We start from the raw sequence: 25,486 nt of genomic DNA, 5'->3' as shown, positions 1-25,486 counted from the left end.
CATGGAACCGGGCCTCAGTCCTTCTTGGATCCGGAACCGTCTGCGTCCGTCTCGCCACCGGTGTCCGCGGGCTCACTGTCCGCGGGCTTGCTGTCCCCGGCGTCCGCCGCCGGGCTGGCGTCGGAGGCCTCGCTCGCGGGTGCGCTCTTGCGGGACCGGGTCGAACTCGTGCGGCGACGGCGGCTGGACGGGGCCGTGCTGGACTCCGGGGATCCGTCGGATGATCCGGTTTCGGGCGCGGATGCAGTAGCCGCTTCGCTGGCGGGCTCCGTCACCGGCTCCGCGCTGCCCTCGTCACTCGTATTGCCCTCCGCCTTTTGCGCGGCCCGCGAACGTCCGCGGCTCCCGGAGGAACGCCGCCGACGGCTGCTGCTTCCACTCGCGTCTTCGCCGGTGTCATCGCTGGCCGCCTCCGGAGCCTGTTCCGCCTGTACCTCGGCCGTGGCCTGGTTGTCCGCGTCCCCTTCGCTGGCGGCGGGTTCCTTCTTTTTCGCCGGTTTGCGGGTGCGGGGCTTGCGACCGCCGGATGCCGGTGCCGCCTCGCTGTCTTCCTGCGAGGGGCTCGCCTCCGGTGCTTCGGCGTCGGAGCGGACCGGGGTCGGGGCCCGCGATCCGGATTCGCTGTTGTCGGTCGTGGGCTCGCCGGAGTCGGTGCCGCCGGAATCGGTGGCGCTGGCGTCCTGGTCGTCACGGGTCTCCTGGCTGTCAGCTGCCGCGTCGGCGCTGCGGGAACGGCCACCACGACGCCGGCCACCACGGCGGGAACGCCGGCTGCGCGTCCGCCCCTTGCCGTCATCCCCGCTGTCCACGCCGCTACCGGAGGTCTCCGGCGCACGATCCGCGGCTTCCTGTGTGGTGGCCTCCACGGGCGTTTCGGTGCTGGTTTCGGCCGTTTTCGCGCCTTCAGGGGCGGTCCTGGCTTCGCTCTTGTCTTCACCCTTGCGGGACTTGTCGGCGCCGCCGCTCTTCCCGGAACGCCCGCCGCCGGGGGACTGGTCCTTGACTTCGCCGGGGTCGCCGGTCTTCTCCTTGCGCGGCTTGTCATCACCTTCGGGCTTGCCGCCGCTCCGGCCGCCACCCTTGCCGGTGCGCGTTTCCTCCCCGGACTTGTCGGGTTTGTCGGACTTGCGGGACTTGTCACCCTTGCCGCCGCGGGAACGGCGGCTGCCATTGCCACCGCTGTCGCCGCTCCTGTCGCCGGACTTGCGGTTGCGATCCGGCCCGCGCTCGCCACCCTTGCCACGGCGCCGGCCACGCCCTTCGCCCTCTGGCGCCGTGTCCGATTCGGCCGGCGTGCCGGCAGTGCTGGCCGGGGGACGGCTGTTGGGGAACAGCGCGGACCAGATGCGTCCGAAGAATCCGGGCTGGGCCACCGGTTCCGGCGGCGGCCCGGCCGGAGCGGAGGAACCCGCACCGGTCGGCGGCGCGGCCGGGGACTCCGGCGGTGGTGCGGATACCCTGACGCCCTGAACCAGCGGTTTTTCCGGCTTCTGCCGGCGCTCCTGGTGCGGGTCCGGGTCTTCCTCCACGATCTCCACCAGCTGGTGGCTGCTGCGATCGCTGACCACGTCCTCGCGTTCGTCGCCGCGCACGCGCTGCACGGTGAAATGCGGGGTAAAGAACTGCGGGTTGGGGATGATGCTGATCTCGACCCCGTGACGCTCTTCGATCTCGCCGATGGCCTGGCGCTTCTCGTTGAGCAGGAAGGTGCCCACATCCACCGGGACCTGGGCCAGGACCAGGCCCGTACGGTCCTTCATGCCTTCTTCCTCCATCAGGCGGAGGATGGACAGCGCCATGGATTCCACGCTGCGGATCTGGCCGTGGCCGTGGCAGCGCGGGCAGGTGATCTGGCTGGATTCGCCCAGCGAGGAGCGCAGCCGCTGGCGCGACATTTCCAGCAGCCCGAAGCGGCTGATGCGGCCGACCTGAACGCGCGCGCGATCCATTTCCAGCGCCTCGCGCAGGCGGTTCTCGACCTCGCGCTGATGCTTGTTGGCGCTCATGTCGATGAAGTCGATGACGATCAGGCCGCCAAGGTCGCGGATCCGCAGCTGCCGCGCGACTTCCTCTGCCGCTTCCAGGTTGGTATGGAAGGCCGTCTCCTCGATGTCGCCGCCCTTGGTCGAGCGCGCCGAGTTGACGTCGATGGAGATCAGCGCCTCGGTGTGGTCGATCACCAGGGCGCCGCCGGAGGGCAGCTGCACCTCGCGGTCAAACGCACTCTCGATCTGGCTTTCGATCTGGTAGCGGTTGAACAGCGGGACCGGGTCGGTGTAGTGCTTCAGCTTGCGCAGGCTGTTGGGCATGACCATGCGCACGAACTCGTCGGCCTGTTCGTAGATGGTGTCATCGTCGATGATCACCTCGCCGACATCGGTGCGCATGTGATCGCGCAGGGCACGGATGATGACGTTGCTTTCCTGGTGGATCAGGGCAGGGGCCCGGGCCTTTTTCGAGGCCTCGGTCACCGCCGACCACAGCGCGGTCATGTAATCGAGGTCCCACTGGAGCTCTTCGGTGCTGCGGCCGACACCGGCGGTGCGGGCAATCAGGCCCATCTCTTCGGGGATGTTCAGGCCCGACAGGGCCTCGCGCAGTTCGGCCCGGTCCTCGCCCTCGATCCGGCGCGACACGCCGCCGGCCTTCGGGTTGTTGGGCATCAGGACCAGGTAGCGCCCGGCCAGGCTGATGAAGGTCGTGAGCGCTGCACCCTTGGTGCCACGCTCTTCCTTTTCGACCTGGACCAGGATTTCCAGGCCTTCCTTCAGGAACTCGCGGACGGGCTTGTCGCTGTCGGCTGGTGCTCCCACCGCCGAGTGGGCGATTTCCTTGAACGGCAGGAAGCCGTGGCGGTCAGCCCCGAAGTTGACGAAGGCTGCTTCGAGGCTGGGCTCGACGCGGGTGATCTTCGCCTTGTAGATGTTGGCTTTCTTGCGCTCGCGCGAGGGAAGTTCGATGTCGAGGTCGTACAGCCGCTGGCCGTCGACCATGGCGACGCGCAGCTCTTCCGGCTGCGTTGCGTTGATCAGGATGCGTTTCATGCGATGGACTCGTTGGGGCGTCCCGCTGCTCCCCGACAGGGCCGGTCGGGCGGGCGGTGACCGTGCGGCACGGATGCTGTGCTGAAAGAGTGCGCGCAGGGGCGGCGCGTAGCGTGAGCCAGCGCGCCAGCCAGGTATTCACCAGCAGCCACGGGATCAGCCGTCCTTCTGGACAGCGACCGGGGAAGCAGGACTGGGTTAAAAGAAATAGTGTCACGCGTTCGCTCTTGGCGAGGGCCGTCCGGCCCCGGCGCCTGAGGCGCGGGCCGGAGCGGTGGATGATTCGTGGCGGCGTACGCCCGAAACGGGGTACCGCCAGCGGGCAATGTAGGATACAAGGCCCTGCCGCGGCAAGTTTTTTGCTACTTTATGACGACGCACGGCAGGACCCGTTCTGTGCCCCGGGTGACGATCGCCGCGGCGTCGGCAGGCGCGGCGCGCATGGCCGCGGGGAGGGGACTGCGGTAGCATTCCGCGCATGAAATCCCGATCTTCCGACGCCGGCGCTTCCGGCCCCCGCGAGCTGGTGGTGGGCGAGCGCGCCGACGGCCAGCGTCTCGACAATTTCCTGTTGCGCGAACTCAGGGGAGTGCCGCGGAGTCTGCTCTACCGGCTGATCCGCAAGGGGGCCATCCGCGTGGACGGCCGGCGGGCCAGCGCGCGCCAGCGCCTCGCCACGGGCTCGAAGGTCCGCGTGCCGGACCTCGAGCGTCCGCAGGAGACCGGCACCCCGGATGTTCCTCCGAAGGTGCTGGAACGCCTGCGCGGGGCGATCCTGTTCGAGGACGACGACTACCTGGTGCTGGACAAGCCCTCGGGTCTGGCGGTGCACGGGGGCAGCGGTCTGCCCTTCGGGATCATCGAGGCGATGCGGGTGTTGCGGCCGGATGCGTCGCTGGAACTGGGTCACCGCCTGGACCGCGAGACCTCCGGGTGTCTGGTGCTTGCCAAGGGGCGCGAGCCGCTGCAGGCCCTGCACGAAGCCCTGCGTGACGGGCGCGTGGACAAGCGTTACCTGGCGTTGCTGGTCGGCCGCTGGAAAGATGACCAGCCCATCCATTGTGATGCCCCGCTGAGCGCGGATCGCGGCGACGACGGGCGCCGACGCATGTCCGCGGCGGGCGACACCGGCGGACGCCAGCGCGCAGCGAACAGCGTGTTCATGCCGCTGGAAGCCCATGGCGCCTTTCAGCTGGCCGAGGTCCGCATCGGCACCGGACGGACTCACCAGATCCGGGTGCATGGCCGCGAGATCGGTCATCCGGTCGCGGGCGATCATGAATACGGCCTGCCGGATGCCAATCGCAGGCTGCGTCAGCTGGGCCTCGGACGCCTGTTCCTGCATGCCCAGGCGTTGCGCTTCGAGGACGGAAGGGGCGAGGAGCGGATCTTTTCCGCTCCCTTACCGGACGAACTGCAGCAGGTGCTGGAAAATCTGGACACGGCGGACACGACGACATGACGGCAACGGGCACGGATACGCAGGTGGCATTGCTTCCGCCCGACACCGGGGAACTCCGCCTGGTGGTCTTCGACTGGGACGGGACGCTGATGGACTCGCCGCGGCGCATCATCCATTGCCTGCGCCGTGCGGCCCGCGAGCACGGCCTTCCCGAGCGCGAGGAAAGCGCGCTGCGTGGCATCATCGGGCTGGGGGTGCAGGCGGCGGTACGTCAGCTCCATCCCGAACTGGACGACGCCGGGATACAGGCGTTCGCCGCGAGCTACCGCCAGTGTTACCTGGAGGCCACGGATGCCCCGGACGAGCCGCTTTACCCCGGCGTGGAGGCGCTGCTGGAGGACCTGGACCGGCGCGAGATCCTGCTGGCGGTAGCCACGAGCAAATCCCGCGCCGGGCTCGACCGGACGCTGGCGGCCAGTGGACTGGGCCCCCGCTTCGTGGCCACCGTGACCAGTGACGAGCAGCCGTCCAAGCCCGCCCCCGCGATGCTGGAGGACCTGTTGCGGCGTACGGGGGTCGCCCGCGAGCGGGCGCTGATGGTGGGCGACAGCATCTACGATCTGCAGATGGCGCGGGCGGCCGGGGTACGGGCGGTGGGGATCACCCACGGGGCCCATTCGGATGCGCGCCTCGCTGCCGAGGAACCGGCGGCGCTGGTACCGGACATTCCCGCGCTGCACCGCCGACTGATGGAACCGTGACGGAGCGCGGCTAGAAGAGGACGAACGAGATGGGATGGTCGAAAGACGACAAGCCGGGCTGGGAACGTGAAACCCTGGAGAATCTGGTCCAGGCGCAGGTCATCGAACAGCGCCGCGCGCGCCGTTGGGGCATCTTTTTCAAGATCCTGCTGTTCGCCTATCTGTTCGCCCTGCTGATCCTGGTGCGGGGCGACGGCTTCGACAGCTGGTTCGAAACCGACAGAAAACCCGGGGAACACGTGGCCGTGGTGGACGTGGACGGCATGATCGCGGCCTCGGCCCGCGCCAATGCGGAGGACCTTACCCGGACGCTCAAGCGGGCGTTCGAGGATGACGGCACGCAGGCGGTGATGCTGCGCATCAACTCCGGTGGCGGCAGTCCGGTCCAGGCCGGAATCATCCATGACGAACTGCTGCGCCTGAAGGAGGAACACGAAGACATCCCCCTGTACGCGGTGATCGGCGACATCGGGGCCTCGGGCGCGTATTACATTGCGGTAGCGGCCGACGAGATCTACGCCGACCGCGCCAGCCTGGTGGGCTCCATCGGCGTGCGTCTGGACAGCTTTGGCGTGGTGGACCTGATCGACAACATCGGTGTCGAGCGCCGGCTGTTCACCGCGGGCGAAAACAAGGCCTTCCTCGACCCGTTCCTGCCCCTGGAGCCGGACCATGTGGATCACATGGAAGGCCTGATCACGGACGTCCATCATCAGTTCATCGATGTGGTCCGTGCCGGACGCGGCGAACGTCTGGACGAAGACGCCGATATTTTCAACGGGCTCACCTGGACCGGCGAACGGTCCGTGGAGCTCGGGCTGACCGACGGTCTCGGCAATCCGCGCAGCGTGGCTCGCGACGTGATCGGAATCGAGGAAATGGTGGAATTCCGTCCGCGCCGCACGCCCATCCAGCTGTTCCTGGAGGACCTGGGCACGGTGGTGATGCAGCAGATGCTGAACCTGGAATCCACGCCTCAGTGGCGATGAGCCGGTAAACCGGAACCGGCCGGGGGCGGCCCCCGCCCCGCGGACTCCATGTCCGGCGGGCGCGCGCGTCAGTCGCTGGTGTCGATGCGCGTGACGCGCGCGATCATGCCGACCACCGGGTGGTCGAGGTAGAACAGATCGTCGCCCGAATTCATCCGCTGATGGCCCCGGACGGCAATGGCGCCATTGCCGGCGGTCGCGTCATGGAAGATCAGGTCGGTCTCCAGATGCAGGAAACGACCGACCCAGACCCGCAAACGGCCTTCGAGTTCGTGACGTTCCTCTGCCGGTTCCTGCAGGATCGGCGAGGCCGGACCGCGATCGTCGTACAGCGGCGTGCGGCGGTCGAGCGGGCGCCCCTCACGTACCGTCAGCCACGGCGTGGAGGCATGGTCCCGGCCGCGCTGGTCCCAGGCGAGGGTGGCTATCAGGCGGCTGTCGCGATCGTCCTCGATGCGCCGGACCACATGGCCAAGGTCGAAGCCCCGGCGCGAATGCCGGTAGGTCCCTTCGCCGATCGGGCCGGATCCCGGCGATGGCTGCAACGCGGCCTCCGTGGTTTCCAGTAACCGGCGGCCTTCTTCGGTCAGGTGCTGGAAGATCACCAGCTCGATGCGGTACTCACGCCCGACCTGGGCCAGCGCCGGGCCGGCGGGCGCCAGCCAGGGCAGGGCCACCAGCGTGCCCAGCAGCCGGCGCCGACCGGGGCTGTGCGGACCGGACCGGACGTCGGTCGTCGGGGACTCGCGATGTTTGCGTGACATTCAGGCCGCCTCCTGATTGCGGCTGATGGTGTTCAACAGGCGGTGAACCGCCTCGGTTCGGGCTTCCAGCGTCTCCATGCTGCCATGGAAGTGGAAGGCCTTCTGTCCGTCCAGACGATACCCCTGCGGGTCCGACTGCACCAGTTCCACCAGGGCCCCGATGTCCAGATCGGGATCCGTTCCAAAGACCAGGCGACCGCCGGCCGGCCCCATCTCCAGCTTGCGGATGCCCAGCGGCGTCAGGCGCAAACGCAGGCGTGCCGCCGCGAACAGGGCGCGCGCCGGATCCGGCAGCAGGCCGAAGCGGTCGACCAGCTCCACTTCCAGATCACGCAGGGCGTCCTCGGAATCGGCGTTGCTGATCCGCTTGTACAGGATCAGCCGGGTATGCACGTCGGGGACGTATTCGTCCGGGAGCAGCGCCGGCATTCCCAGCTCGACCTCGGTCCCGGTTGGCTCGGGGGCCTCCAGCTCGGGCATCTTGCCGGAGCGCAGCGCGCTCACCGCGCGGTTGAGCAGGTCGTTGTACATGTTGAAGCCGACCTCGGTGATCTGCCCGCTCTGCTCGTCACCCAGCAGCTCGCCGGCACCGCGGATCTCCAGGTCGTGTGAAGCGAGGGTAAAGCCGACTCCCAGGTCTTCCAGCGAGGCGATCGCCTCGAGGCGCTTCTTCGCGTCCGCGCTGAGGCTCTTCCACGGCGGGGTCAGGAGATAGGCGTAGGCGCGGTGATGCGAGCGGCCGACGCGCCCGCGCAGCTGGTGCATCTGCGCCAGACCCAGCTTGTCGGCGCGGTTCATCACGATGGTGTTGGCAGTGGGCACGTCGATCCCGGTCTCGATGATGGTGGAGCAGACCAGGATGTTGTAGCGACGGTGATAGAAATCGAGCATCACCTGTTCCAGCTCGCTCTCGCGCATCTGGCCATGCGCCACCCCAACCCGCGCGCCGGGCAGCAGTTCGCGCACCTGCGCGGCGGTCTTGTCGATGGTGTTGACCTCGTTGTGAACGAAGTACACCTGTCCGCCGCGCCGGATCTCGCGCAGGCAGGCCTCCTGGATGACCGCGTCGTTCCATTCGTTGACGAAGGTCTTCACCGCCAGACGCTCGCGCGGCGGGGTGGTGATGACCGACAGGTCACGCAGCCCCGCCAGTGCCATGTTGAGCGTGCGCGGTATCGGCGTGGCGGTCATGGTCAGCATGTCCACCTGCGCGCGCAGCTTCTTCAGGGCCTCCTTGTGGCGTACGCCGAAGCGTTGCTCCTCGTCGACGATCACCAGCCCGAGGTTGTCGATCTTCAGATCCTTCTGCAGCAGCTTGTGGGTGCCGATGACGATGTCGACCTTCCCTTCGCGCAGGCCCTCGAGCACGGCTTCCTGCTGTTTGGCCGAGCGGAACCGCGACAGCGATTCGATCTGCACCGGCCAGTCGGCGAAGCGGTCGATGAAATTCTGATGATGCTGCTGCGCGAGCAGGGTAGTGGGCACCAGAACCACCACCTGCTTGTGGTTCTGCACCGCGACGAAGGCGGCGCGCATCGCCACTTCGGTCTTGCCGAAGCCCACGTCGCCGCAGATCACCCGGTCCATCGGCTGATCCGCAGCCATGTCGGACAGCACCGCATCGATCGCCTGCTGCTGGTCGAGGGTCTCCTCGAACGGGAAGCCGGCGGCGAAGGCGTGATATTCGGGGGTCTCGGTCTCGAACACCGTGCCCTGCGTCGCGGCCCGGCGGGCATGGATATCCAGCAGCTCCGCGGCCACGTCACGCGCCTTCTCCGCGGCCTTGCGCCGGGCCTTGCTCCACTGCTCGCTGCCGAGCCGGTGCAGCGGGGCGTGTTCAGCATCGGCCCCGGCGTAACGGCTGATCAGATGCAGCGAGGAAACCGGCACGTACAGCCGCGCCCCATCGGCATACTCGAGGGTGAGGAATTCGGAGGGCTGGCCGTTGATCTCCATGGTCTGCAGGCCCAGATAACGGCCCACGCCCTGTTCCTCGTGCACCACCGGGGCGCCAATGGTCAGATCGGAGAGGTTCTGGATCACCGCCTCCGCGTCGCGGGTCGGGCGCGCCCGCCGCCGGGTCTGTCGTGCGCGCTCGCCCATCAGGGCGGATTCGGGGACGACGATGCGGTCATCCGGCAACCGGAATCCTGCCGCCAGTGTACCGACGGTCACGTGCAGCCCCGGTTCGCTCGCGAGGAAGTCCTCCCAGCCAGCCACCGCATGATGGTCCAGGCCGTGATCCCGCAGCAGGGTCAGCAGGGCCTCGCGGCGTCCGGCGGACTCGGCGGTCACCAGCACACGCGGGCCTCCGGAGAGCACGTCCTGCAGCCGCCGCGCCGGGTCGTCGCGGGCCGGTTCCAGGGCCATGTCGGGGGGATCCTCGCACTGGAATCTCACCTCGCGCCCGCGCCCGGCGGGCAGGGGAGCGGGGTTGGCTCCCAGGGCGAGCCCGGACGTGTCCCCCAGTGCTCCGGCCAGCGCCTCGGGGTTGAGATACAGCTCGTCCGGAGGGAGCAGGGGCCGGTCCACCTGATGACGCAGCTGGTCATAGCGCTGGAAGACCTCGTCGGCGAACTGCGCGGCTGCGGTGGCGATGTCGCCCACCTGCACCACGCGGGCCTGCGGGCAGTAGTCGAATACCGTGTCCAGGGTCTCGAAGAACAGCGGCAGGTAGGACTCGATGCCCGGCGGCACCAGACCCTCGGAGATGTCGCGGTAGATCGGGTGCTTGCCGGGGTCGCCTTCGAAGCGCGTGCGATAGCGGCTGCGGAACTCGCGGATCGCCTCTTCGTGCAGCGGAAATTCGTGGCTGGGCAGGATCTCGAGGCGCTCGGTGGTCTCGGTGGAGCGCTGGGATTCCGGGTCGAAATGACGCAGCGAGTCGATCTCGTCGTCGAGGAACTCGATGCGCACGGGCTGTTCCGCGCCCATCGGGAACAGATCCAGGATCTCCCCGCGCACCGCGAATTCGCCGTGGCTGATCACCTGCTGTACCGGGTTGTAGCCCGCCTGAACCAGGTCCTCGCGCAGCTGCATGCGGTCAAGACACTGACCCTTGTGCAGCGCGATGCCCTGTTCCGCCAGCCACTGGCGCGGGGGCAGGCGCTGCATCAGGGTGGCGACCGGCATCAGGATGATCCCGCGTTCGAGTCCGGGCAGGCGGTACAGGGTGCGCAGCCGCTCGGAGATGATGTCCTCGTGGGGCGAGAACACGTCGAACGGCAGGGTCTCCCAGTCGGGCAGGCGCAGCAGGGGGATGTCCTGCCCGGCGGTGAAGAACGACCACTCTTCCTCCCACTGGTCCGCGGCCTCGTTGGATTCCGTGATCACCAGCAGCGGGTGCGGGAAATCCGCGGCGGCCCGCGCCAGTGCCAGCGTGCTGGCGCTCGGTCCCAGGCCGGCCCAGGTCTCGAACCCGGAGCGGGGAAGGCGGGCTGGATTCAGGGGGTTGCGCAGTTCTTCGGACATGCGGTGTGAAGCTTCCGGAATGGCGGACGCGGCATTATACGGATTCCGCGCTTACGATTCCGGGTCGATGTAGCGCTTCAGGATGGGATCGTAGGCGTCGATGCGCCGGTCCCGCAGGAACGGCCACATGCGCCGGACAGTGTCCACACGGGCGATGTCCAGGGTAAACGCCAGGACCTCGGGCGCCTGCTCGCCGGCGCGGGCGAGAAATTCGCCCTGCGGGCCGGCCACAAAGCTGCTGCCCCAGAAATGGGCGCCGGCAGACGCGCCCGAAGGGTCGCGTTCGTGCCCGGTGCGATTGCACGCGACGAGCGGCAGACCGTTGGCCACCGCGTGCCCGCGCTGAACCGTGATCCAGGCCTCGCGCTGGCGTTCGCGTTCGTCCGGAGTATCCTCCGGATCCCAGCCAATGGCCGTGGGGTAGATCAGTACCTCGGCCCCGGACAGGGCCATGATCCGGGCCGCTTCGGGGTACCACTGGTCCCAGCAGACGAGCACGCCCAGCCGGCCGACGGAAGTATCGATCGGCCTGAAGCCGGTATCGCCGGGGGTAAAGTAGAACTTCTCGTAATAGCCCGGATCGTCGGGGATGTGCATCTTGCGGTACGTGCCCACCAGGCGCCCGTCGCTTTCCAGCACCACCGCGGTGTTGTGGTAGAGGCCGGGTGCGCGGCGCTCGAACAGCGACCCCACCAGCACCACGCCGTGGCGCCGGGCGATGTCGCCGAGGCGGCGGCTGGAGGGGCCGGGGATCGGCTCGGCGCGATCAAAGGTCGCGGCGTCCTCGGTCTGGCAGAAGTAGGGGCCGGTGTGCAGCTCGGCCAGGACGACCAGCCGTGCGCCACCGGCCGCGGCCTCGGCCACCGCGTCCTCGGTGGCCTGCAGGTTGGCGTCGACGCTGCCGGCATCGCGATGCTGGACCAGTGCGGCCGGCAGGGGCGCCCGGCGATCGGGACGGGGTGTGGCGGTCATGCGCTGGCGGCTTCGTTTTCCTCCGGGATGCCGAGGGCGCCCCGCGGATAATGCATGGTCAGACAGTGCAGACTGCCACCCTGACGCAGTACCGCACGGGCGTCCAGCAGCAGGATGTCCCGTCCGGGAAAGGCCTCGGCCAGACGTTCGCGGGCCACGGCATCGGCCGGATCATCGTGCGCCGGCACCAGCACCGCACCGTTGAGCAGGACGAAATTGGCGTAGGTGGCCGGCAGGCGCCGGCCGGCATGCTCCAGAGGCCGCGGCCAGGGCAGGGGGATCAGGTGGTAGGGCTCACCCGAGGCCTGATGCAGTGCCTCGAGTTGTCGCTCCATCGCCGCCAGTTCCGCGTAGTGCGGGTCTTCGGGGTCGTCGCAGTGCTGGTAAGCGATGGTGTCCGGGGCGCAGAAGCGCGCCAGGGTGTCGATGTGGCCATCGGTGTCATCGCCTTCCAGATGGCCGTGCTCCAGCCAGAGGATCCGCCGCGCGCCCAGGTGCTGGCGCAACGCGGCCTCGATCGTTGCATCGTCGAGCTCCGGATTGCGACCGGCGTGGCGCAGGCAGGAACGGGTCACCAGGAGGGTGCCCTGACCGTCACTCTCGATGCTGCCCCCCTCCAGCACCAGGGGGACATCTTCCACCGGGCTGGTGCCGAAGACCCCCTGCGCGGCGAGGGCGGCGGTGATCGCATCGTCCCGGTCGGCGGGGTATTTGCCGCCCCAGCCATTAAAGGTGAAGTCCAGCAGATGTGGCCGACCCTGGTGATACACCGTGATCGGGCCGTGATCGCGCGCCCAGGTGTCGTTGGAGTCGGCGAGCGCGAACCACAGACGGTCGCTGCGGATGCCGGCTTCCACCAGCCGCCCGGAAAACGACTCGATATGTTCGGGATCGCGGGCCACGATCAGGACCGGTTCGTACTGGCTGATGGTGGCCGCAAGTCGGGCGAACACCGGCTCGACCTCATCCAGGCTGTCGGCCCAGTCGCTGTCCGCATGCGGCCAGGTCAGCTGAATACCCGCATGCGGCTCCCATTCCGCCGGCAGCCGGCGGATATTTTCGTGTCCGGTTTCCAAGGCGGCGTCAGTCGTCGTTGCCGTGGACGATGGTGTGGATCACCCAGCGGTCCTCGAACACCACCGAAAAACTGTCGTAGTCCCAGCGGGTGATCGGTGGCTCGCCCACGGTCGGATGCCGGGTTGCCGGCTCGCCGTAACGGCCGCGTACCGTTTCCTTGGTCTGCCCGCGAGTTGGCACGCTCTCGCGTTCCTTGATGGTGAACGAACCGTCCTCGAGCCGCAGGATATCGGCCTGGGCGGTTCCGGCAAGCCCCGCGCCGCCGGCGAGAAGGAGGGCGGCAAGCACTCCGGTCGCACGGTGGATCGGGGATCGGGAGGCAACGCGTTTCCCTGGCATGGCCATGTCTCCGTCTGGATGTGGGTCCCGGGGTCGGACCGGGCTGGCTCGCACTTATAGTAGGGGAATACGGCATTTTGTGCATCCGCGCCTTGTCCCGGAAAACCCGGGGGTGCCCGGCGCGAGCGTGTACATCAATCAGTGTTTCTCCGGGGTATGGGCGGACGTTCGCAGTTCTGGCATTCTTGCCGAATGTTCCGACCCCTGTCCGTTGCGATCGGCCTGCGCTACACGCGCGCCAAACGTCGCAATCACTTTATTTCGTTCATCTCCGTGGTCTCGATCCTTGGCCTGATCCTGGGCGTGATGGCGCTGATCACGGTGCTGTCGGTGATGAACGGCTTCGAGAAGGAGCTGCGCGAGCGGATCCTCGGCATGGCGTCGCACGCCACACTGGAGGAGAGCCGACGGGCCCTGGCGGACTGGGAAAGCGTGAAGGAGCGCGTACTCGCCGCCGACGAACGCGTGCAGGCCGCGGCCCCCTACGTCCAGCGCGAGGCCATGCTGAGTGCACGCAACCGGATTTCCGGCGGCATGATCCGGGGTGTGGATCCGGCACTGGAGCTGGAAGTGGCGCCGATCGGCGAGCACATGGAGGAGGGGGCGCTGGAACAGCTCGAAGGCGGCGCCTACCGCATCATCCTGGGCCGCGAGCTGGCCGCGGAACTGCAGGTGCGGGTGGGTGAATCGCTGATTCTGATGGCCCCGCAGGCGAGCGTGTCTCCCGCCGGGGTGATGCCGCGCATGCGGCGCTTCGAGGTGGTCGGGCTGTTCGAGGTCGGCATGTATGAATACGACCGGGGTACGGCCTTCATCCATCTGGACGACGCCCGCGCGGTGTTCCGCACCGGCGAGGATGTCTCCGGGCTGCGCCTGCGCGTGGACGACATGATGCAGGCGGGCCGGATCGCTCAGGACCTGACGCGCGAACTCAACGGCGCCTATTTCATCTCCGACTGGACCCGGCAGCATGCGAATCTGTTCCGGGCGATCCAGATCGAGAAGATGGTGATGTTCATCATCCTGTCGCTGATCGTCGCCGTGGCGGCCTTCAACATCGTTTCCACGCTGATCATGCTGGTCACCGACAAACAGGGCGATATCGCGATCCTGCGCACCCTCGGGATGCCACCCTCCGGCATCATGGCGGTATTCGTGGTTCAGGGGATGGTGATCGGTCTGTTCGGGATCCTTCTGGGGACGGCGGCGGGTGTTGCGCTGGCGCTCAACATCGACGTGGTCGTGCCGTTCATCGAACAGGTGACCGGGGTCGAATTCCTGTCCGCCGATGTCTATTACATCAGCGATCTGCCATCGGAACTGGATCCCGCGGATGTGCTGCGCGTGGGCGGGGTGGCGTTCCTGCTGACCGTGCTGGCGACCCTGTTCCCGGCCTGGCGCGCGGCTCGGACTCAGCCGGCGGAGGCGCTGCGCCATGACTGATCACGACGTGCATGCAACGGTGCTGGAGGCGCGGGGTCTGGAACGCCGCTTTCGCGACGGCAAGCTGGACGTGACCGTGCTCGGCGGGGTGGATTTTACCCTGGAGCCCGGTGCGCTGGTGGCAATCATCGGCGCCTCCGGCAGCGGCAAGAGCACGCTCCTGCATCTGCTCGGCGGCCTGGACCGTCCGACCGCCGGCGAAGTCCGGCTGCTGGGCACGCCCTGGTCCGGGATGAGCGAGGCCCGTCGCGGGCGCCTGCGCAACCGCCATCTGGGCTTCGTGTACCAGTTCCACCATCTCCTGCCCGAGCTGACGGCGGCGGAAAATGTCGCCATGCCGCTGCTGATCCGCCGGACTTCGGGGCCACAGGCTCGGCGCGAGGCGCTGCACTGGCTGGAGCAGGTGGATCTGGGTGATCGTGCGGAGCACAAGCCCGCGGAGCTTTCCGGTGGCGAGCGGCAGCGCGTCGCCATTGCCCGGGCGCTGGTGACACGACCCTCGGCGATCCTCGCGGACGAGCCCACCGGCAATCTCGACCAGGAACGGGCACAGCACGTGTTCGCACTGCTGCGGGAAATGAACCGCGCCACGGGCACGGCGCTGGCCCTGGTGACCCACGACACCACGCTGGCCGCGCAGATGGACCGTTCGGTTCACCTGGTCAAGGGACACCTGCAGGGCAACGGCGACTGAGCACGGCGGTACGCCGGGTCAATGCGGGCGCGAATGGTCGTCGCCGTCGGAACGAGTGCCGGAAGCCCGGGAGTCCGCTTCCGGTTCGGCGGCCTTCGTCTCGCGTGATTCCCGCGGGGCTTCCGGATCCACCGGGGTGCGGGAGAAGACCTCGCGCAGCTCGGCCTCGCGCTCGCGCCGCTGGCGTGCGAGGTAGCGCCGATGGCGCACGCGCTGGATCACGTTCAGGCGCCAGAGACCTCGCACCAGCAGATAGCCGGCCAGGCCTGCCACCGCGCCCAGTACCAGTGAACCGGTCGTCAACGGCTTCCATACCGTCAGCATCTCGGTGGCGAACCATTCCCAGGTGATCTCGGTGCTGAATTCGCGCCGTTCTTCGCCCAGGAGCTTGCGGCCCACGGTATAGGCCGTATACAACATTGGGGGCATGGTCACCGGGTTGGAAATCCACACCAGGATGACCGAGATGGGCAGGTTGACCCGGGCCAGAATGGCGATCGCCCCCGCGATCAGCATCTGCATCGGTAGTGGCAGGAAGGCCACGAACAGCCCCACGGCAAAAGCACCGGCCACGGAGCGGCGGTTGAGATGCCACAGATCCGGCGAGCGCAGGCGTGGCCCCAGCGGGGCCAGCGCACGGTGTCCCCGCAGGCGATCCATGCCGGGGAACAGCTTCTTGATGATGTGTCGGGCCATGGTCTCGGGTTCGACTCCTGCCGGCCTTGCGCGTCACCGCCTGGGGCAGGTGGACCCTACCCCGTGGATGCCCCGCGGACAATGCCGGGGCGGACATGATTCCCTTCGCCGCGGGTTTTGTGGCCGTTCTGTGGCTGGTGCACCAGCTGCCGGCCCTGCCGCCACCGTGGATCTTCGTGGCGCTCGCCACCACTCTGGTCGCTTCCATGATAACGCGCCGTCCGGTGGCACTGTCCGCGGTCCTGGCGGGGAGCCTCGCGGGGCTGCTGCTGGGAACCGTTCATGCCACGACCTGGCTGGACCGGGTGGTGACGCAGGTCGAACCGGAGTCCACGCTGAGTGGCCGGGTCGTGGACCTGCCGCGCCACGGCGAACGGAGCTCGCGATTCCATCTGGCGACGCATGGCGACCCACCGCGCCGGCTGGAGGTCTCGGTCTACCCCCCGCGGGCGGATGTCGGGGCCGGGGACGTGCTGCGCCTGAAGGGGCGCCTCTATCCACCGCAGGGCCGTGCCAATCGTGCCGGCTTCGACCGTGAGGCGTGGTTCTATCGCTCAGGCCTCCATGGTCGCCTGAACGTCTCGGCCGCTGACCTGCGTCACGCGGTCGATGACACGGCCCCGGGGGGCCTGCGCGGAGCCCTGCACCGACAGCGCGCCACGCTCCGGGACCGCCTGCAGGCCGCCGCTCCGGAACTGCGCCACCCGGGACTGGTGCAGGCGCTGGTGATCGGCGAGCGCAGCGGCATGACGGATGCCGAATGGACCGCCTTCCTGCAGACCGGCACCAATCACCTGATGGCGATCTCGGGGTTGCACGTGGGCCTGGTGGCGGGGTTCTCAGCCCTGCTGGCCACGCTGCTCTGGCGTCATGTGGCCGGCGTACGGGAACGCTGGCCCCGCCGCGTGCTGGCGGCCACCGCGGCGGCCCTGGCCGCGCTGGGATATGCGGCGCTGGCGGGTTTCAGCATCCCCACCCAGCGCGCTCTGCTGATGCTGCTGGCGGTGCTGGCTGCGTTGCTGCTGGGGCGGGGCGGAGCCCCGTGGCGGGCGCTGGTGCTGGCAGCGCTCATCATCCTGATCCGTGACCCGCCCGGCGTACTGGCGCCGGGCTTCTGGTTCTCGTTTGGTGCCGTGGCGGTGATCCTCGGCCTGCTTCAGGGGCGCCGCGCTCGCCCCGGGCTGCGCGAAGCCATGGCGATCCAGGTGCTGCTGGCGCTCGCCATGCTGCCGCTGGCGCTGGCATGGTTCCAGCTGGGATCGTGGATCGCGCCGCTGGCCAACATCGTTGCCGTCCCGTTGATCTCCTTTGTGGTGCTCCCGGCACTGCTGACAGGGGCCGGACTGGCCATGCTGTGGCCGCCCCTGGGCGGCCCGCCGTTGTGGCTCGGCGATGCGGTGCTGGGGCTGCTGGTCACGCTGCTGCAGGCCCTGGCCGACCTGCCGGCCGCGGTGGCCGAACGGGGCGTTCCGCTGGCGGCGGCCCTGCTCGCCGGCCTGGCGGTAATTCTTCTGCTCCTGCCCGGACGTCGCCGGATGGCCCCCTGGGTGCTGCTGGCGGCCCTGCCGCTGGGCTTGCCCCTGCGCCCGGACCTGTCCCACGGCGAGCTGCGGGCGGAATTGCTGGATACCGGGCACGAGGCGGTGGTGTTGCTGGAGACCCGCAACCACGTGGTGGTCTACGGGCCGGGGCGTGCCCGCGACGTGGAATCGGCCTTGCTGCCTGCGCTGCGGGCACGCCAGCGAAACCGGGTCGACCGGGTCATCGTGGCCGACGGGCTGCTTGACGACAGCGGGTCGCGCGCCGCCGCACTGCAGGCCCTGACCGCGGCCGTGGAGGTCGAGCGGGTGCTGCACCGTGACGAGCGACACCCCCGACGGATCGGCGAGTCCGGTCCGGTCTATCGGGCCTGCCGGGCCGGGCAGCAGTGGCAACGGGACGGGGTAGTGTTTCGCGTCCTGCATCCACCACGCGGCTGGGATGCCTCGCGCGCCGCCAGTTGCGTGCTGCGCATCGAGAGCGCCGGTGGCGCATTGCTGCTGACCGGCGGGCTGCGCGGACTCGGTGCGGCGGTGCTGGGCCACGAAACGCCCGACGAGGACCTGCAGGCACGCCTGCTGGTGACCGCCGAACCCGCGATGGCCGTCGACGGTGAAGAGGGGCTGGCCGGGGTGCGGGCACCCACCCGCTGGCTGGCGGGCACGATGCCCGACGGTCCCGACAGGCCGGGCCCCGTCGACCTGCGTGCCACGGCCACGGACGGGGCCCTGCGCCTGCGGGCCGGAACCGCCTGGGAGGCGGGCGCGGGCTGGCGGAACGAACGTCGCCGGTTCTGGCAACGGCCGCACCCCTGAACGACCGAGGCAATCCATGTCACTCCAAGCCAGGGAAACCCTGATCAATGAACACGCTCGCGTTGGCACCCCGGGTTTTCCGAGACAAGGCGTGGCGCGCAGCCGGTAGTGGTTCTACCGGCAAGTGCCGCAACGCAGGATCGGGGAACCCGGGGTGCCAACCCCGAAGGGGCTCGGCCGCTTTTGAGCGCGCACGGCGTTGCGGCTCCCTTGTGCAGAATGACTGCACGGCGGTCACCGCGCCTTGTTCGCACGCAAAAGCGACTCGAGCGCGAACGTGGACATTGATCAGAGTTTCCCTAGACTGGGCGGATGAATGATTTTGCTTCCGATACGATTCGCCCCGTCCGCTTTGCCGACGACCGTCTTTGGCTGCTGGATCAGCGCCGTCTGCCCGCGGAGGAAACCTTCCTGGCTCTGGATGATGCCCCGGCGGTGGCGGACGCGATCCGCGAGATGGTGGTGCGCGGGGCACCGGCGATCGGCATCACCGCGGCGTTCGGGGTGGTGCTGGCCTGTCATCGGGCGCTGCAGGCCTCGGACTGGCGCGAGCGCGTGGGCGCCGACATCGCGACCCTGCGGGGGGCACGACCCACCGCCGTGAACCTGTTCTGGGCGCTGGACCGGATGCAGGCGGTGGTCGCGGCCGCCGGAAGCGCCCGGGCCGCGCTGACCGCGACGCGCGAGGAAGCCATGGCGATGCTGGAAGCCGACATCGCCGGCAATCGCGAGCTCGGCGCCCATGGCGCCGCGCTGATCGAACCGGGCCGCGCCGTGCTGACCCATTGCAACACCGGCTCCCTGGCGACCGGGGGCTACGGGACCGCGCTGGGAGTGATTCGCGCCGCCTGGGACCAGGGGCGCATCACCGGGGTCTACGCCGACGAGACCCGTCCCTGGATGCAGGGCAGCCGACTGACGGCCTGGGAGCTGGTGCATGACGGGATTCCGGTGACCCTGCTGTGCGAAGGCGCCGCGGCGCGGCTGCTGCAGAGCGGCGAGGTCGGCTGCGTGGTGGTGGGCGCGGATCGCATTGCGGCCAATGGCGACACCGCCAACAAGATCGGTACGTACGGGCTGGCATTGCTGGCGCGAGCGCACGGCGTGCGTTTCATGGTCGCCGCTCCGGTCGCCACCATCGATTATGCAACCCCCGCCGGCGATGCCATCCCGATCGAACAGCGCGATGCCGGTGAAGTACTGACGCTCGCGGGCCAGCCCCTGGCAGCCGCCGGGGCCGCCGCCTACAACCCGGCATTCGATGTCACTCCCGCCGGGCTGATCGACGCCATCGTGACCGAGCGGGGAGTGGTCGAGAACCCCGACGCCGAACGCCTGGCGGCCTGGCGGCCGGACCCCGGAGATACCCCCGAACCGCGAGGCGTTCACGAGGGAACCTGACCGCCCCGGCAGGGCGCCTCCGGCGGGGGAATATGGTATGATCGCGGGCTTGTTCTAACGGACGGCGTGACCCATCGATGGCTGAATTCGCCAAGGAAATCTTCCCGGTCAATCTCGAAGACGAGATGCAGCAGTCCTACCTCGATTACGCGATGAGCGTGATCGTGGGACGCGCACTCCCCGACGTGCGCGACGGCCTCAAGCCCGTCCATCGTCGTGTGCTCTACGCCATGCGCGAACTGGGCAACGACTGGAACAAGCCGTACAAGAAATCGGCCCGCGTGGTCGGTGACGTGATCGGTAAATACCACCCGCACGGCGACTCGGCCGTATACGACGCCATCGTCCGCATGGCGCAGTCGTTCTCGATGCGCTACATGCTGGCCGACGGACAGGGCAACTTCGGCTCGATCGACGGCGATTCGCCGGCTGCGATGCGCTATACCGAAGTGCGCATGGCGCGCATCGCCACCGAGCTGCTGGCCGACATCGACAAGGAAACGGTCGATTTCGTCGACAACTACGACGGCTCCGAACAGGAGCCCTCGGTCCTGCCCGCGAAGTTCCCCAACCTGCTGGTGAACGGCTCCTCCGGGATCGCCGTGGGCATGGCGACCAACATCCCGCCGCACAACCTGCGCGAGGTCATCCATGCCTGCGTGGCGCTGATCGACCACCCCGAGATCGATGTCGACGGCCTGATGGAATACCTGCCGGGCCCGGATTTCCCCACCGCCGGGATCATCAACGGCGTCGAGGGGATCCGCGAGGCCTACCGCACCGGGCGCGGTCGGGCGGTGATCCGTGCGCGTTCGCACGTGGAGCCGCTGGAAGGCGGGCAGCGCGAGGCCATCGTGGTCACCGAGCTGCCGTACCAGGTGAACAAGGCGCGCCTGACCGAGAAGATCGCCGAGCTGGTCAAGGAAAAGCGCATCGAGGGCATCTCCGAGCTGCGCGACGAGTCCGACAAGGACGGCATGCGCCTGGTCATCGAGCTCAAGCGCGGCGAGATGAGCGAGGTGGTGCTCAACCACCTGTACATGCACACCCAGATGCAGAACGTGTTCGGCATCAACCTGGTGGCGCTGGTCGACGGCCAGCCGAAGGTCCTGGACCTGCGCCAGATCCTCGAGGCGTTCCTGCGCCACCGCCGCGAGGTGGTGACCCGCCGCACCATCTACGACCTGCGCAAGGCACGGGAACGGGCCCATGTACTGGAAGGGCTGGCGATCGCGCTGGCCAACATCGATCCGGTGATCGAACTGATCCGCAACGCACCCAATCCGGCCGAGGCGAAGGCCGGACTGCTGGCGCGCAGCTGGCCGCCGGGCATGGTGGAAGGGATGCTCGACCGCGCCGGGGCCGCGGCCTCGCGCCCGGAAGACCTGGAAGCCGAATTCGGCATGGGCGAGGACGGTTACCGCCTGTCCGAGACCCAGGCCCAGGCGATCCTCGACCTGCGCCTGCACCGCCTGACCGGTCTGGAACAGGACAAGATCGTCGACGAATATCGCCAGCTGCTGGATACCATCGAGGACCTGCTGGACATTCTCGGCTCGCCCGAACGCCTGCAGCAGGAGATCCGGGGCGAGCTTCTGGGCGTGGCCGAGCGCTTCGGCGACGACCGCATGAGCGAGATCCGCGAGCAGCAGGCCAACCTGACGCTGGAGGATCTGATCGGCGAGGAGGACGTGGTCGTCACGCTGTCGCACGCCGGTTACGTGAAGTACCAGCCGGTGGCGGACTACCGCGCGCAGCGCCGCGGCGGCCGCGGCAAGGCGGCGGCCAGCTTCAAGGAAGAGGACTTCATCGACCGCCTGCTGGTGGCCAACACCCACGATACGGTGCTGTGTTTCTCCAGCCGCGGCCGGGTGTACTGGCTGAAAGTCTACGAGCTGCCACAGGGCTCGCGCGCATCCAGGGGCAAGCCCATCGTCAATCTGTTGCCTCTCGAATCCGACGAACGCATCAATGCGATCCTCCCGGTGCGGAGCTACGATCCGGATCATTACGTGTTCATGGTCACCGCCCAGGGCACGGTCAAGAAGACCCCGCTGACGGACTTCTCGCGACGGCGCGCCAGCGGCATCATCGCCGTGGATCTGCGCGAGGGCGACCACCTGGTGGACGTATCGCTGACCGACGGCAGCCAGGACGTGATGCTGGTGACCACCGCGGGCAAGGCGGTGCGCTTCTCCGAGACCGACGTGCGCGCCATGGGTCGCACGGCCTGCGGGGTGCGTGGCGTGCGCATGGACGACGACCAGCGGGTGATCGCGCTGCTGAACGTGGACGAAGGAGCGGCGCTGTTTGCCACCGAGAACGGCTACGGGAAGCGCACCCGCTTCGACGAGTTCCCGGTCCACCGGCGCGGCGGCCAGGGCGTGATCGCGATCCAGACCGAAGGGCGCAACGGCGCCCTGGTGGGAGCCGCCCGGGTGCAGGAAGACGACGAGGCGATGCTGATCACCAATGGCGGAACGCTGGTGCGCATGCCGGTGGAAGAGATTCCGCTGATCGGCCGAAACACCCAGGGCGTACGCCTGATCCGTCTGGATTCCGGCGAACAGCTGGTGGAACTGGCACGGGTGGCGCGCTTCGCCGGCGACGAAGACGATACTGACGCGGAAGCCGACGCGGAGAATCAACAGTCGGCCGCCCCGGAAACGCACGAGGACGAGCCGCAGGGCGGCCGCGAACCCAGCGAAAAGGGAGATGAAGAATGAGCCGAATCTGGAACTTCAGCGCCGGTCCCGCGGCCCTGCCGCAGGCGGTGCTGGAACGGGCACGCGACGAGATGCTGGACTTCCACGGTGCCGGGATGTCCGTGATGGAGATGAGTCATCGCGGCAAACCCTTCATGGAAGTCGCTGAAAAGGCGGAAGCCGATCTGCGCAAGCTGATGGGCATCCCCGACGACTACGCGGTGCTGTTCCTGCAGGGCGGGGCCACCGGCCAGTTCTCCGCGATCCCGATGAACCTGCAGACCGGCGGCCAGCCGACGGACTACATCGACACCGGGGCCTGGTCCGGAAAGGCCATCAAGGAAGCGCAGAAGGTCGGCCCGGTGAACATCGTCGCCAGTTCCCAGGCCGAGGGCTATGCGTCCATCCCCGAGCGTTCGACCTGGAAACTCGATCCGAACGCCGCCTACGTGCACTACACGCCGAACGAGACCATCGGCGGCGTGGAATTCCACGAGGTCCCCGATGTGGGCGACAAGCCGCTGGTCGCGGACATGTCCTCCACCATCCTGTCGCGTCCGATCGATGTCTCGAAGTTCGGCGTGATCTACGCCGGCGCCCAGAAGAACATCGGTCCGGCCGGCGTGACCGTGGTGATCGTGCGCAAGGACCTGCTGGAACGCGAGAAGGGCCAGGTACCCGCCGTCCTGGACTGGAAGCTGCAGGCCGACAACGACTCGATGTACAACACCCCGCCGACCTTCGGCTGGTACTTCGCCGGCCTGGTCTTCGAATGGCTGCTGGAGCAGGGCGGTCTGGAGAAGATGGCCGAGATCAACCAGCGCAAGGCAGAGAAGCTCTATCGTTTCATCGACAACTCGGCGTTCTATCGCAACCCGGTGGAACCGAGTGCGCGTTCGTGGATGAACGTCCCGTTCATCCTCGCGGATGACAGCCTGGATGGTCCGTTCCTGAAGGAGGCCGATGCGGCCGGTCTGTCCTCGCTGAAGGGCCACCGCTCGGTGGGCGGCATGCGCGCGAGCATCTACAACGCGGTGCCGGAAGAGGCCGTCGACGCCCTGATCGAATTCATGGCGGATTTCGAGGAACGCCACGCCTGAAAAGGAGGTCGTGATGTACCGCGTCAAGACCTACAACAACATTGCGCTGCGGGGGCTGGAACGCTTCCCGCGCGAAACCTACGAAGTCGCCTCCGGTCTGGAAGACCCGGATGCGATCATGCTGCGTTCGCATGACCTGCACGGGGAGACCATCCCGGATTCGGTGCTGGCCGTGGGGCGCGCCGGCAGCGGGGTGAACAACATCCCCGTGCAGGATCTCACCGAGCGCGGGGTTGCGGTGTTCAACGCCCCGGGGGCCAACGCCAACGCGGTCAAGGAGCTGGTAATCGCGGGGCTGCTGCTCGGGGCTCGCAATCTGGTCCCCGCGGCGGGTTATGTGCAGTCCCTGGATCCCGATGACTCGAGCTTCACCGAGGCGGTGGAACACGGGAAGAAGCGCTTCAGCGGCTTCGAACTGCCGGGACGGCGGCTGGCCGTGCTCGGCCTGGGAGCGATCGGGGTCAAGGTGGCGAACGCCGCCCGCTCCATGGGGATGGAGGTCGTCGGCTTCGACCCCAAGATCACCGTGGAGAGCGCCTGGCAGATGGCCTCGGACATCGAACGTGCGCGGTCGGTGGATGCGGCACTGGAAGGGGCGGATGCGGTCACGGTGCACGTGCCCCTGACCGAAAACACGCAGAACCTGGTCAACGCCGAGCGCATCCGTTCGATGAACCCCGGTGCGATGGTGCTGAACATGGCCCGCGACGGGATTGTGGATGATGCCGCGGCCGGCGAGGCCCTCAACGAGGGCCACCTGCACGCCTACGTGACCGACTTCCCGGTCCCCGGGCTGCTGGATCACCCGCGGGTGATCACGCTGCCGCACCTGGGCGCGTCGACCACCGAGTCGGAAGAGAACTGCGCGGTGATGATCGCCGATCAGCTGCGTGACTATCTCGAAAACGGTAACGTCGTCAATTCGGTGAACCTGCCGACCCTGGTGCTGGAGCGCAAGGGGCAGGCGCGCATCGCGGTGGTCAACCGCAACCTGCCGGACCGTGTGGCGCAGATCTCGCATGTCATCGGTGAATCCGACATCAACATCCTCCATCTGATGAATGACTCCCGCGGGGACATCGCCTACACCATGCTGGACGTGGACGGACATCCCAGTCCGACCACGCTGGATGCGCTGTATGGCATCGACGGTGTACTGCGGGCGCGGGTGCTCTAGGTCGTGAGCGAAGGGGAGTCCCTCGCGTCGCTGCGCGCGCGGATCGATGCGATCGACGGCGAGCTGCTGGCCCTGCTCAGCGAGCGGGCCCGCTGCGCGGAATCGGTCGCGCGGGTCAAGCGCGACAACGGCGAGGAGCCGGTGTTCTACCGACCGGAACGCGAAGCCGAAATCCTGCGTCGGGTGCGGGAGGAAAATCCGGGGCCGCTGGCGGATGACGTGATCGTCCGGCTGTTCCGGGAGATCATGTCCGAATGTCTGGCCCTGGAGCATCCGCTCACGGTGGCTTATCTGGGGCCGGAGGGGACCTTCACCCACCTGGCCGCGCGCAAGCATTTCGGCCATGCGGTCACGACCACGCCGCTGGCGTCCATCGACGCCGTGTTCGGCGCGGTGGAAACCGGGCGGGCGCAGTTCGGCGTGGTTCCGATCGAGAACAGTTCCGAGGGCGTGGTCACGCATACGGTGGACTGCTTCATGGACTCGTCGCTGCAGATCTGCGGCGAGGTCGTGACGCCGATCCACCATCACCTGCTGTCGCAAAGTTCCGATCTCGGCGAGGTCCGCCGGGTACTGGCCCACGCTCAGGCGCTGGCGCAGTGCCGTGAGTGGCTGGATACATGGTTGCCCCACGCCGAGCGCCATGCGGTGGCCAGCAACGCCCGCGCGGCGGAACTGGCGGCCGGAGATGGGTCCGCGGCGGCGATTGCATCGCGCGTGGCGGCGGAGCACTACGGGGTTCCGGTACAGGTGGAGCACGTGGAGGACCGCGCCGACAACACCACCCGGTTCCTCATCATCGGGACGGCCACCACCCGTCCCAGCGGCGCCGACCGTACGTCAATCATGCTGAGCACGGCCAACCGGCCGGGCTCGCTGTATGCGTTGCTGAAGCCGATCGCCGAGGCCGGCATCAGCCTCACGCGCATCGAATCCCGTCCCTCGCGCTGTGCGCAGTGGACCTACGTGTTCTTCCTCGACCTGCTGGGACACCAGGAGGACCCGGAAATCGCCGGGTGCCTGGAACAGCTGAGGGAGACCGCCGACACGGTGAAGATCCTGGGCAGCTACCCCCGGGCCGCAACCTGAGAGGCATC

General features: G+C 68.1%; 18 protein-coding genes. 11 read left to right on the top strand and 7 right to left on the bottom strand.

The features are described 5' to 3' along the window. Window positions 1-14 precede the first annotated feature (14 nt). Window positions 15-3,044 (bottom strand): Rne/Rng family ribonuclease, encoded by a 3,030-nt coding sequence (locus tag F620_RS0107040; RefSeq protein WP_019569997.1) that lies wholly within the window; start codon window positions 3,042-3,044, stop codon window positions 15-17. A gap of 478 nt (window positions 3,045-3,522) precedes the next feature. Here F620_RS0107040 and F620_RS0107035 point away from each other — a divergent pair, with 478 nt between their 5' ends. From F620_RS0107035 to F620_RS0107025, 3 genes are read left to right on the top strand one after another with little or no spacing between them, the layout of a single operon-like run. Continuing rightward, a complete protein-coding gene (locus tag F620_RS0107035) occupies window positions 3,523-4,506 on the top strand; it encodes an RluA family pseudouridine synthase (RefSeq protein ID WP_019569996.1) in 984 nt (327 codons plus the stop codon). Beyond that, window positions 4,503-5,207 carry an HAD family hydrolase gene (locus tag F620_RS0107030; RefSeq protein WP_019022094.1) on the top strand — a complete coding sequence of 235 codons (705 nt, stop codon included), beginning with the start codon at window positions 4,503-4,505 and terminating at the stop codon, window positions 5,205-5,207. Before F620_RS0107035 ends, F620_RS0107030 begins: the two co-directional genes overlap by 4 nt. Before the next feature lie 29 nt (window positions 5,208-5,236). Then, window positions 5,237-6,196 carry a S49 family peptidase gene (locus F620_RS0107025; RefSeq protein WP_019569995.1) on the top strand — a complete coding sequence of 320 codons (960 nt, stop codon included), beginning with the start codon at window positions 5,237-5,239 and terminating at the stop codon, window positions 6,194-6,196. Between the two features lie 68 nt (window positions 6,197-6,264). On the opposite strand, the gene F620_RS0107020 is transcribed toward F620_RS0107025, so the two are convergent. From F620_RS0107020 to F620_RS0107000, 5 genes are read right to left on the bottom strand one after another with little or no spacing between them, the layout of a single operon-like run. Continuing rightward, entirely contained in the window at window positions 6,265-6,960 is a 696-nt protein-coding gene (locus F620_RS0107020) for a CsiV family protein (protein WP_019569994.1), read from the bottom strand. Then, a complete protein-coding gene (gene mfd / locus F620_RS0107015) occupies window positions 6,961-10,431 on the bottom strand; it encodes a transcription-repair coupling factor (RefSeq protein WP_019569993.1) in 3,471 nt (1,156 codons plus the stop codon). 51 nt (window positions 10,432-10,482) lie between these two features. Next, window positions 10,483-11,403 (bottom strand): carbon-nitrogen hydrolase, encoded by a 921-nt coding sequence (locus F620_RS0107010; protein WP_019569992.1) that lies wholly within the window; start codon window positions 11,401-11,403, stop codon window positions 10,483-10,485. After that, on the bottom strand, window positions 11,400-12,479 hold the full coding sequence (locus F620_RS0107005) for an agmatine/peptidylarginine deiminase (RefSeq protein ID WP_019569991.1): 1,080 nt from the start codon (window positions 12,477-12,479) through the stop codon (window positions 11,400-11,402). The genes F620_RS0107010 and F620_RS0107005 overlap by 4 nt, the downstream gene beginning before the upstream one ends. A 7-nt stretch (window positions 12,480-12,486) precedes the next feature. Then, the gene (locus F620_RS0107000) at window positions 12,487-12,768 is read right to left on the bottom strand and encodes a hypothetical protein (RefSeq protein WP_019569990.1); all 282 of its coding nucleotides are present in this window, start codon (window positions 12,766-12,768) and stop codon (window positions 12,487-12,489) included. Between the two features lie 243 nt (window positions 12,769-13,011). On the opposite strand from F620_RS0107000, the gene F620_RS0106995 reads away from it, so the two are divergent. Both F620_RS0106995 and F620_RS0106990 read left to right on the top strand, forming a co-directional pair. Beyond that, the gene (locus F620_RS0106995) at window positions 13,012-14,262 is read left to right on the top strand and encodes a lipoprotein-releasing ABC transporter permease subunit (RefSeq protein ID WP_019022089.1); all 1,251 of its coding nucleotides are present in this window, start codon (window positions 13,012-13,014) and stop codon (window positions 14,260-14,262) included. Next, window positions 14,255-14,956: an ABC transporter ATP-binding protein gene (locus F620_RS0106990; protein WP_019022088.1), complete on the top strand. Its 702-nt coding sequence runs from the start codon at window positions 14,255-14,257 to the stop codon at window positions 14,954-14,956. The genes F620_RS0106995 and F620_RS0106990 overlap by 8 nt, the downstream gene beginning before the upstream one ends. An 18-nt stretch (window positions 14,957-14,974) precedes the next feature. Here F620_RS0106990 and F620_RS0106985 read toward each other — a convergent pair whose 3' ends face one another. Further along, on the bottom strand, window positions 14,975-15,652 hold the full coding sequence (locus F620_RS0106985; RefSeq protein WP_018869448.1) for a DUF2062 domain-containing protein: 678 nt from the start codon (window positions 15,650-15,652) through the stop codon (window positions 14,975-14,977). A gap of 95 nt (window positions 15,653-15,747) precedes the next feature. On the opposite strand from F620_RS0106985, the gene F620_RS0106980 reads away from it, so the two are divergent. From F620_RS0106980 to pheA, 6 genes are all read left to right on the top strand, one after another. Continuing rightward, a complete protein-coding gene (locus F620_RS0106980; protein ID WP_019569989.1) occupies window positions 15,748-18,006 on the top strand; it encodes a ComEC/Rec2 family competence protein in 2,259 nt (752 codons plus the stop codon). A 312-nt stretch (window positions 18,007-18,318) separates the two neighbouring features. Then, window positions 18,319-19,407 carry an S-methyl-5-thioribose-1-phosphate isomerase gene (gene mtnA / locus F620_RS0106975; protein WP_019569988.1) on the top strand — a complete coding sequence of 363 codons (1,089 nt, stop codon included), beginning with the start codon at window positions 18,319-18,321 and terminating at the stop codon, window positions 19,405-19,407. 77 nt (window positions 19,408-19,484) lie between these two features. Next, complete coding sequence (gene gyrA / locus F620_RS0106970; RefSeq protein ID WP_019569987.1) at window positions 19,485-22,133, top strand: DNA gyrase subunit A; 2,649 nt, start codon at window positions 19,485-19,487, stop codon at window positions 22,131-22,133. Further along, window positions 22,130-23,212, top strand: a complete 1,083-nt coding sequence (gene serC / locus F620_RS0106965; protein WP_019569986.1) for a 3-phosphoserine/phosphohydroxythreonine transaminase — start codon at window positions 22,130-22,132, stop codon at window positions 23,210-23,212. Before gyrA ends, serC begins: the two co-directional genes overlap by 4 nt. A gap of 13 nt (window positions 23,213-23,225) precedes the next feature. Continuing rightward, window positions 23,226-24,389, top strand: coding sequence for a phosphoglycerate dehydrogenase (locus tag F620_RS0106960; protein ID WP_018869443.1), 1,164 nt, complete (start codon window positions 23,226-23,228; stop codon window positions 24,387-24,389). Window positions 24,390-24,392: 3 nt separating this feature from the next. Next, entirely contained in the window at window positions 24,393-25,478 is a 1,086-nt protein-coding gene (gene pheA, locus F620_RS0106955) for a prephenate dehydratase (protein WP_019569985.1), read from the top strand. Window positions 25,479-25,486: the final 8 nt, after the last annotated feature.

Source organism: Thioalkalivibrio sp. ALE11 (genome assembly GCF_000381205.1).
In the GTDB taxonomy this organism is placed as follows: domain Bacteria; phylum Pseudomonadota; class Gammaproteobacteria; order Ectothiorhodospirales; family Ectothiorhodospiraceae; genus Thioalkalivibrio.
Note: the sequence above shows the minus strand (reverse complement) of the source record. Positions and strands in the feature narration are given on the sequence as shown.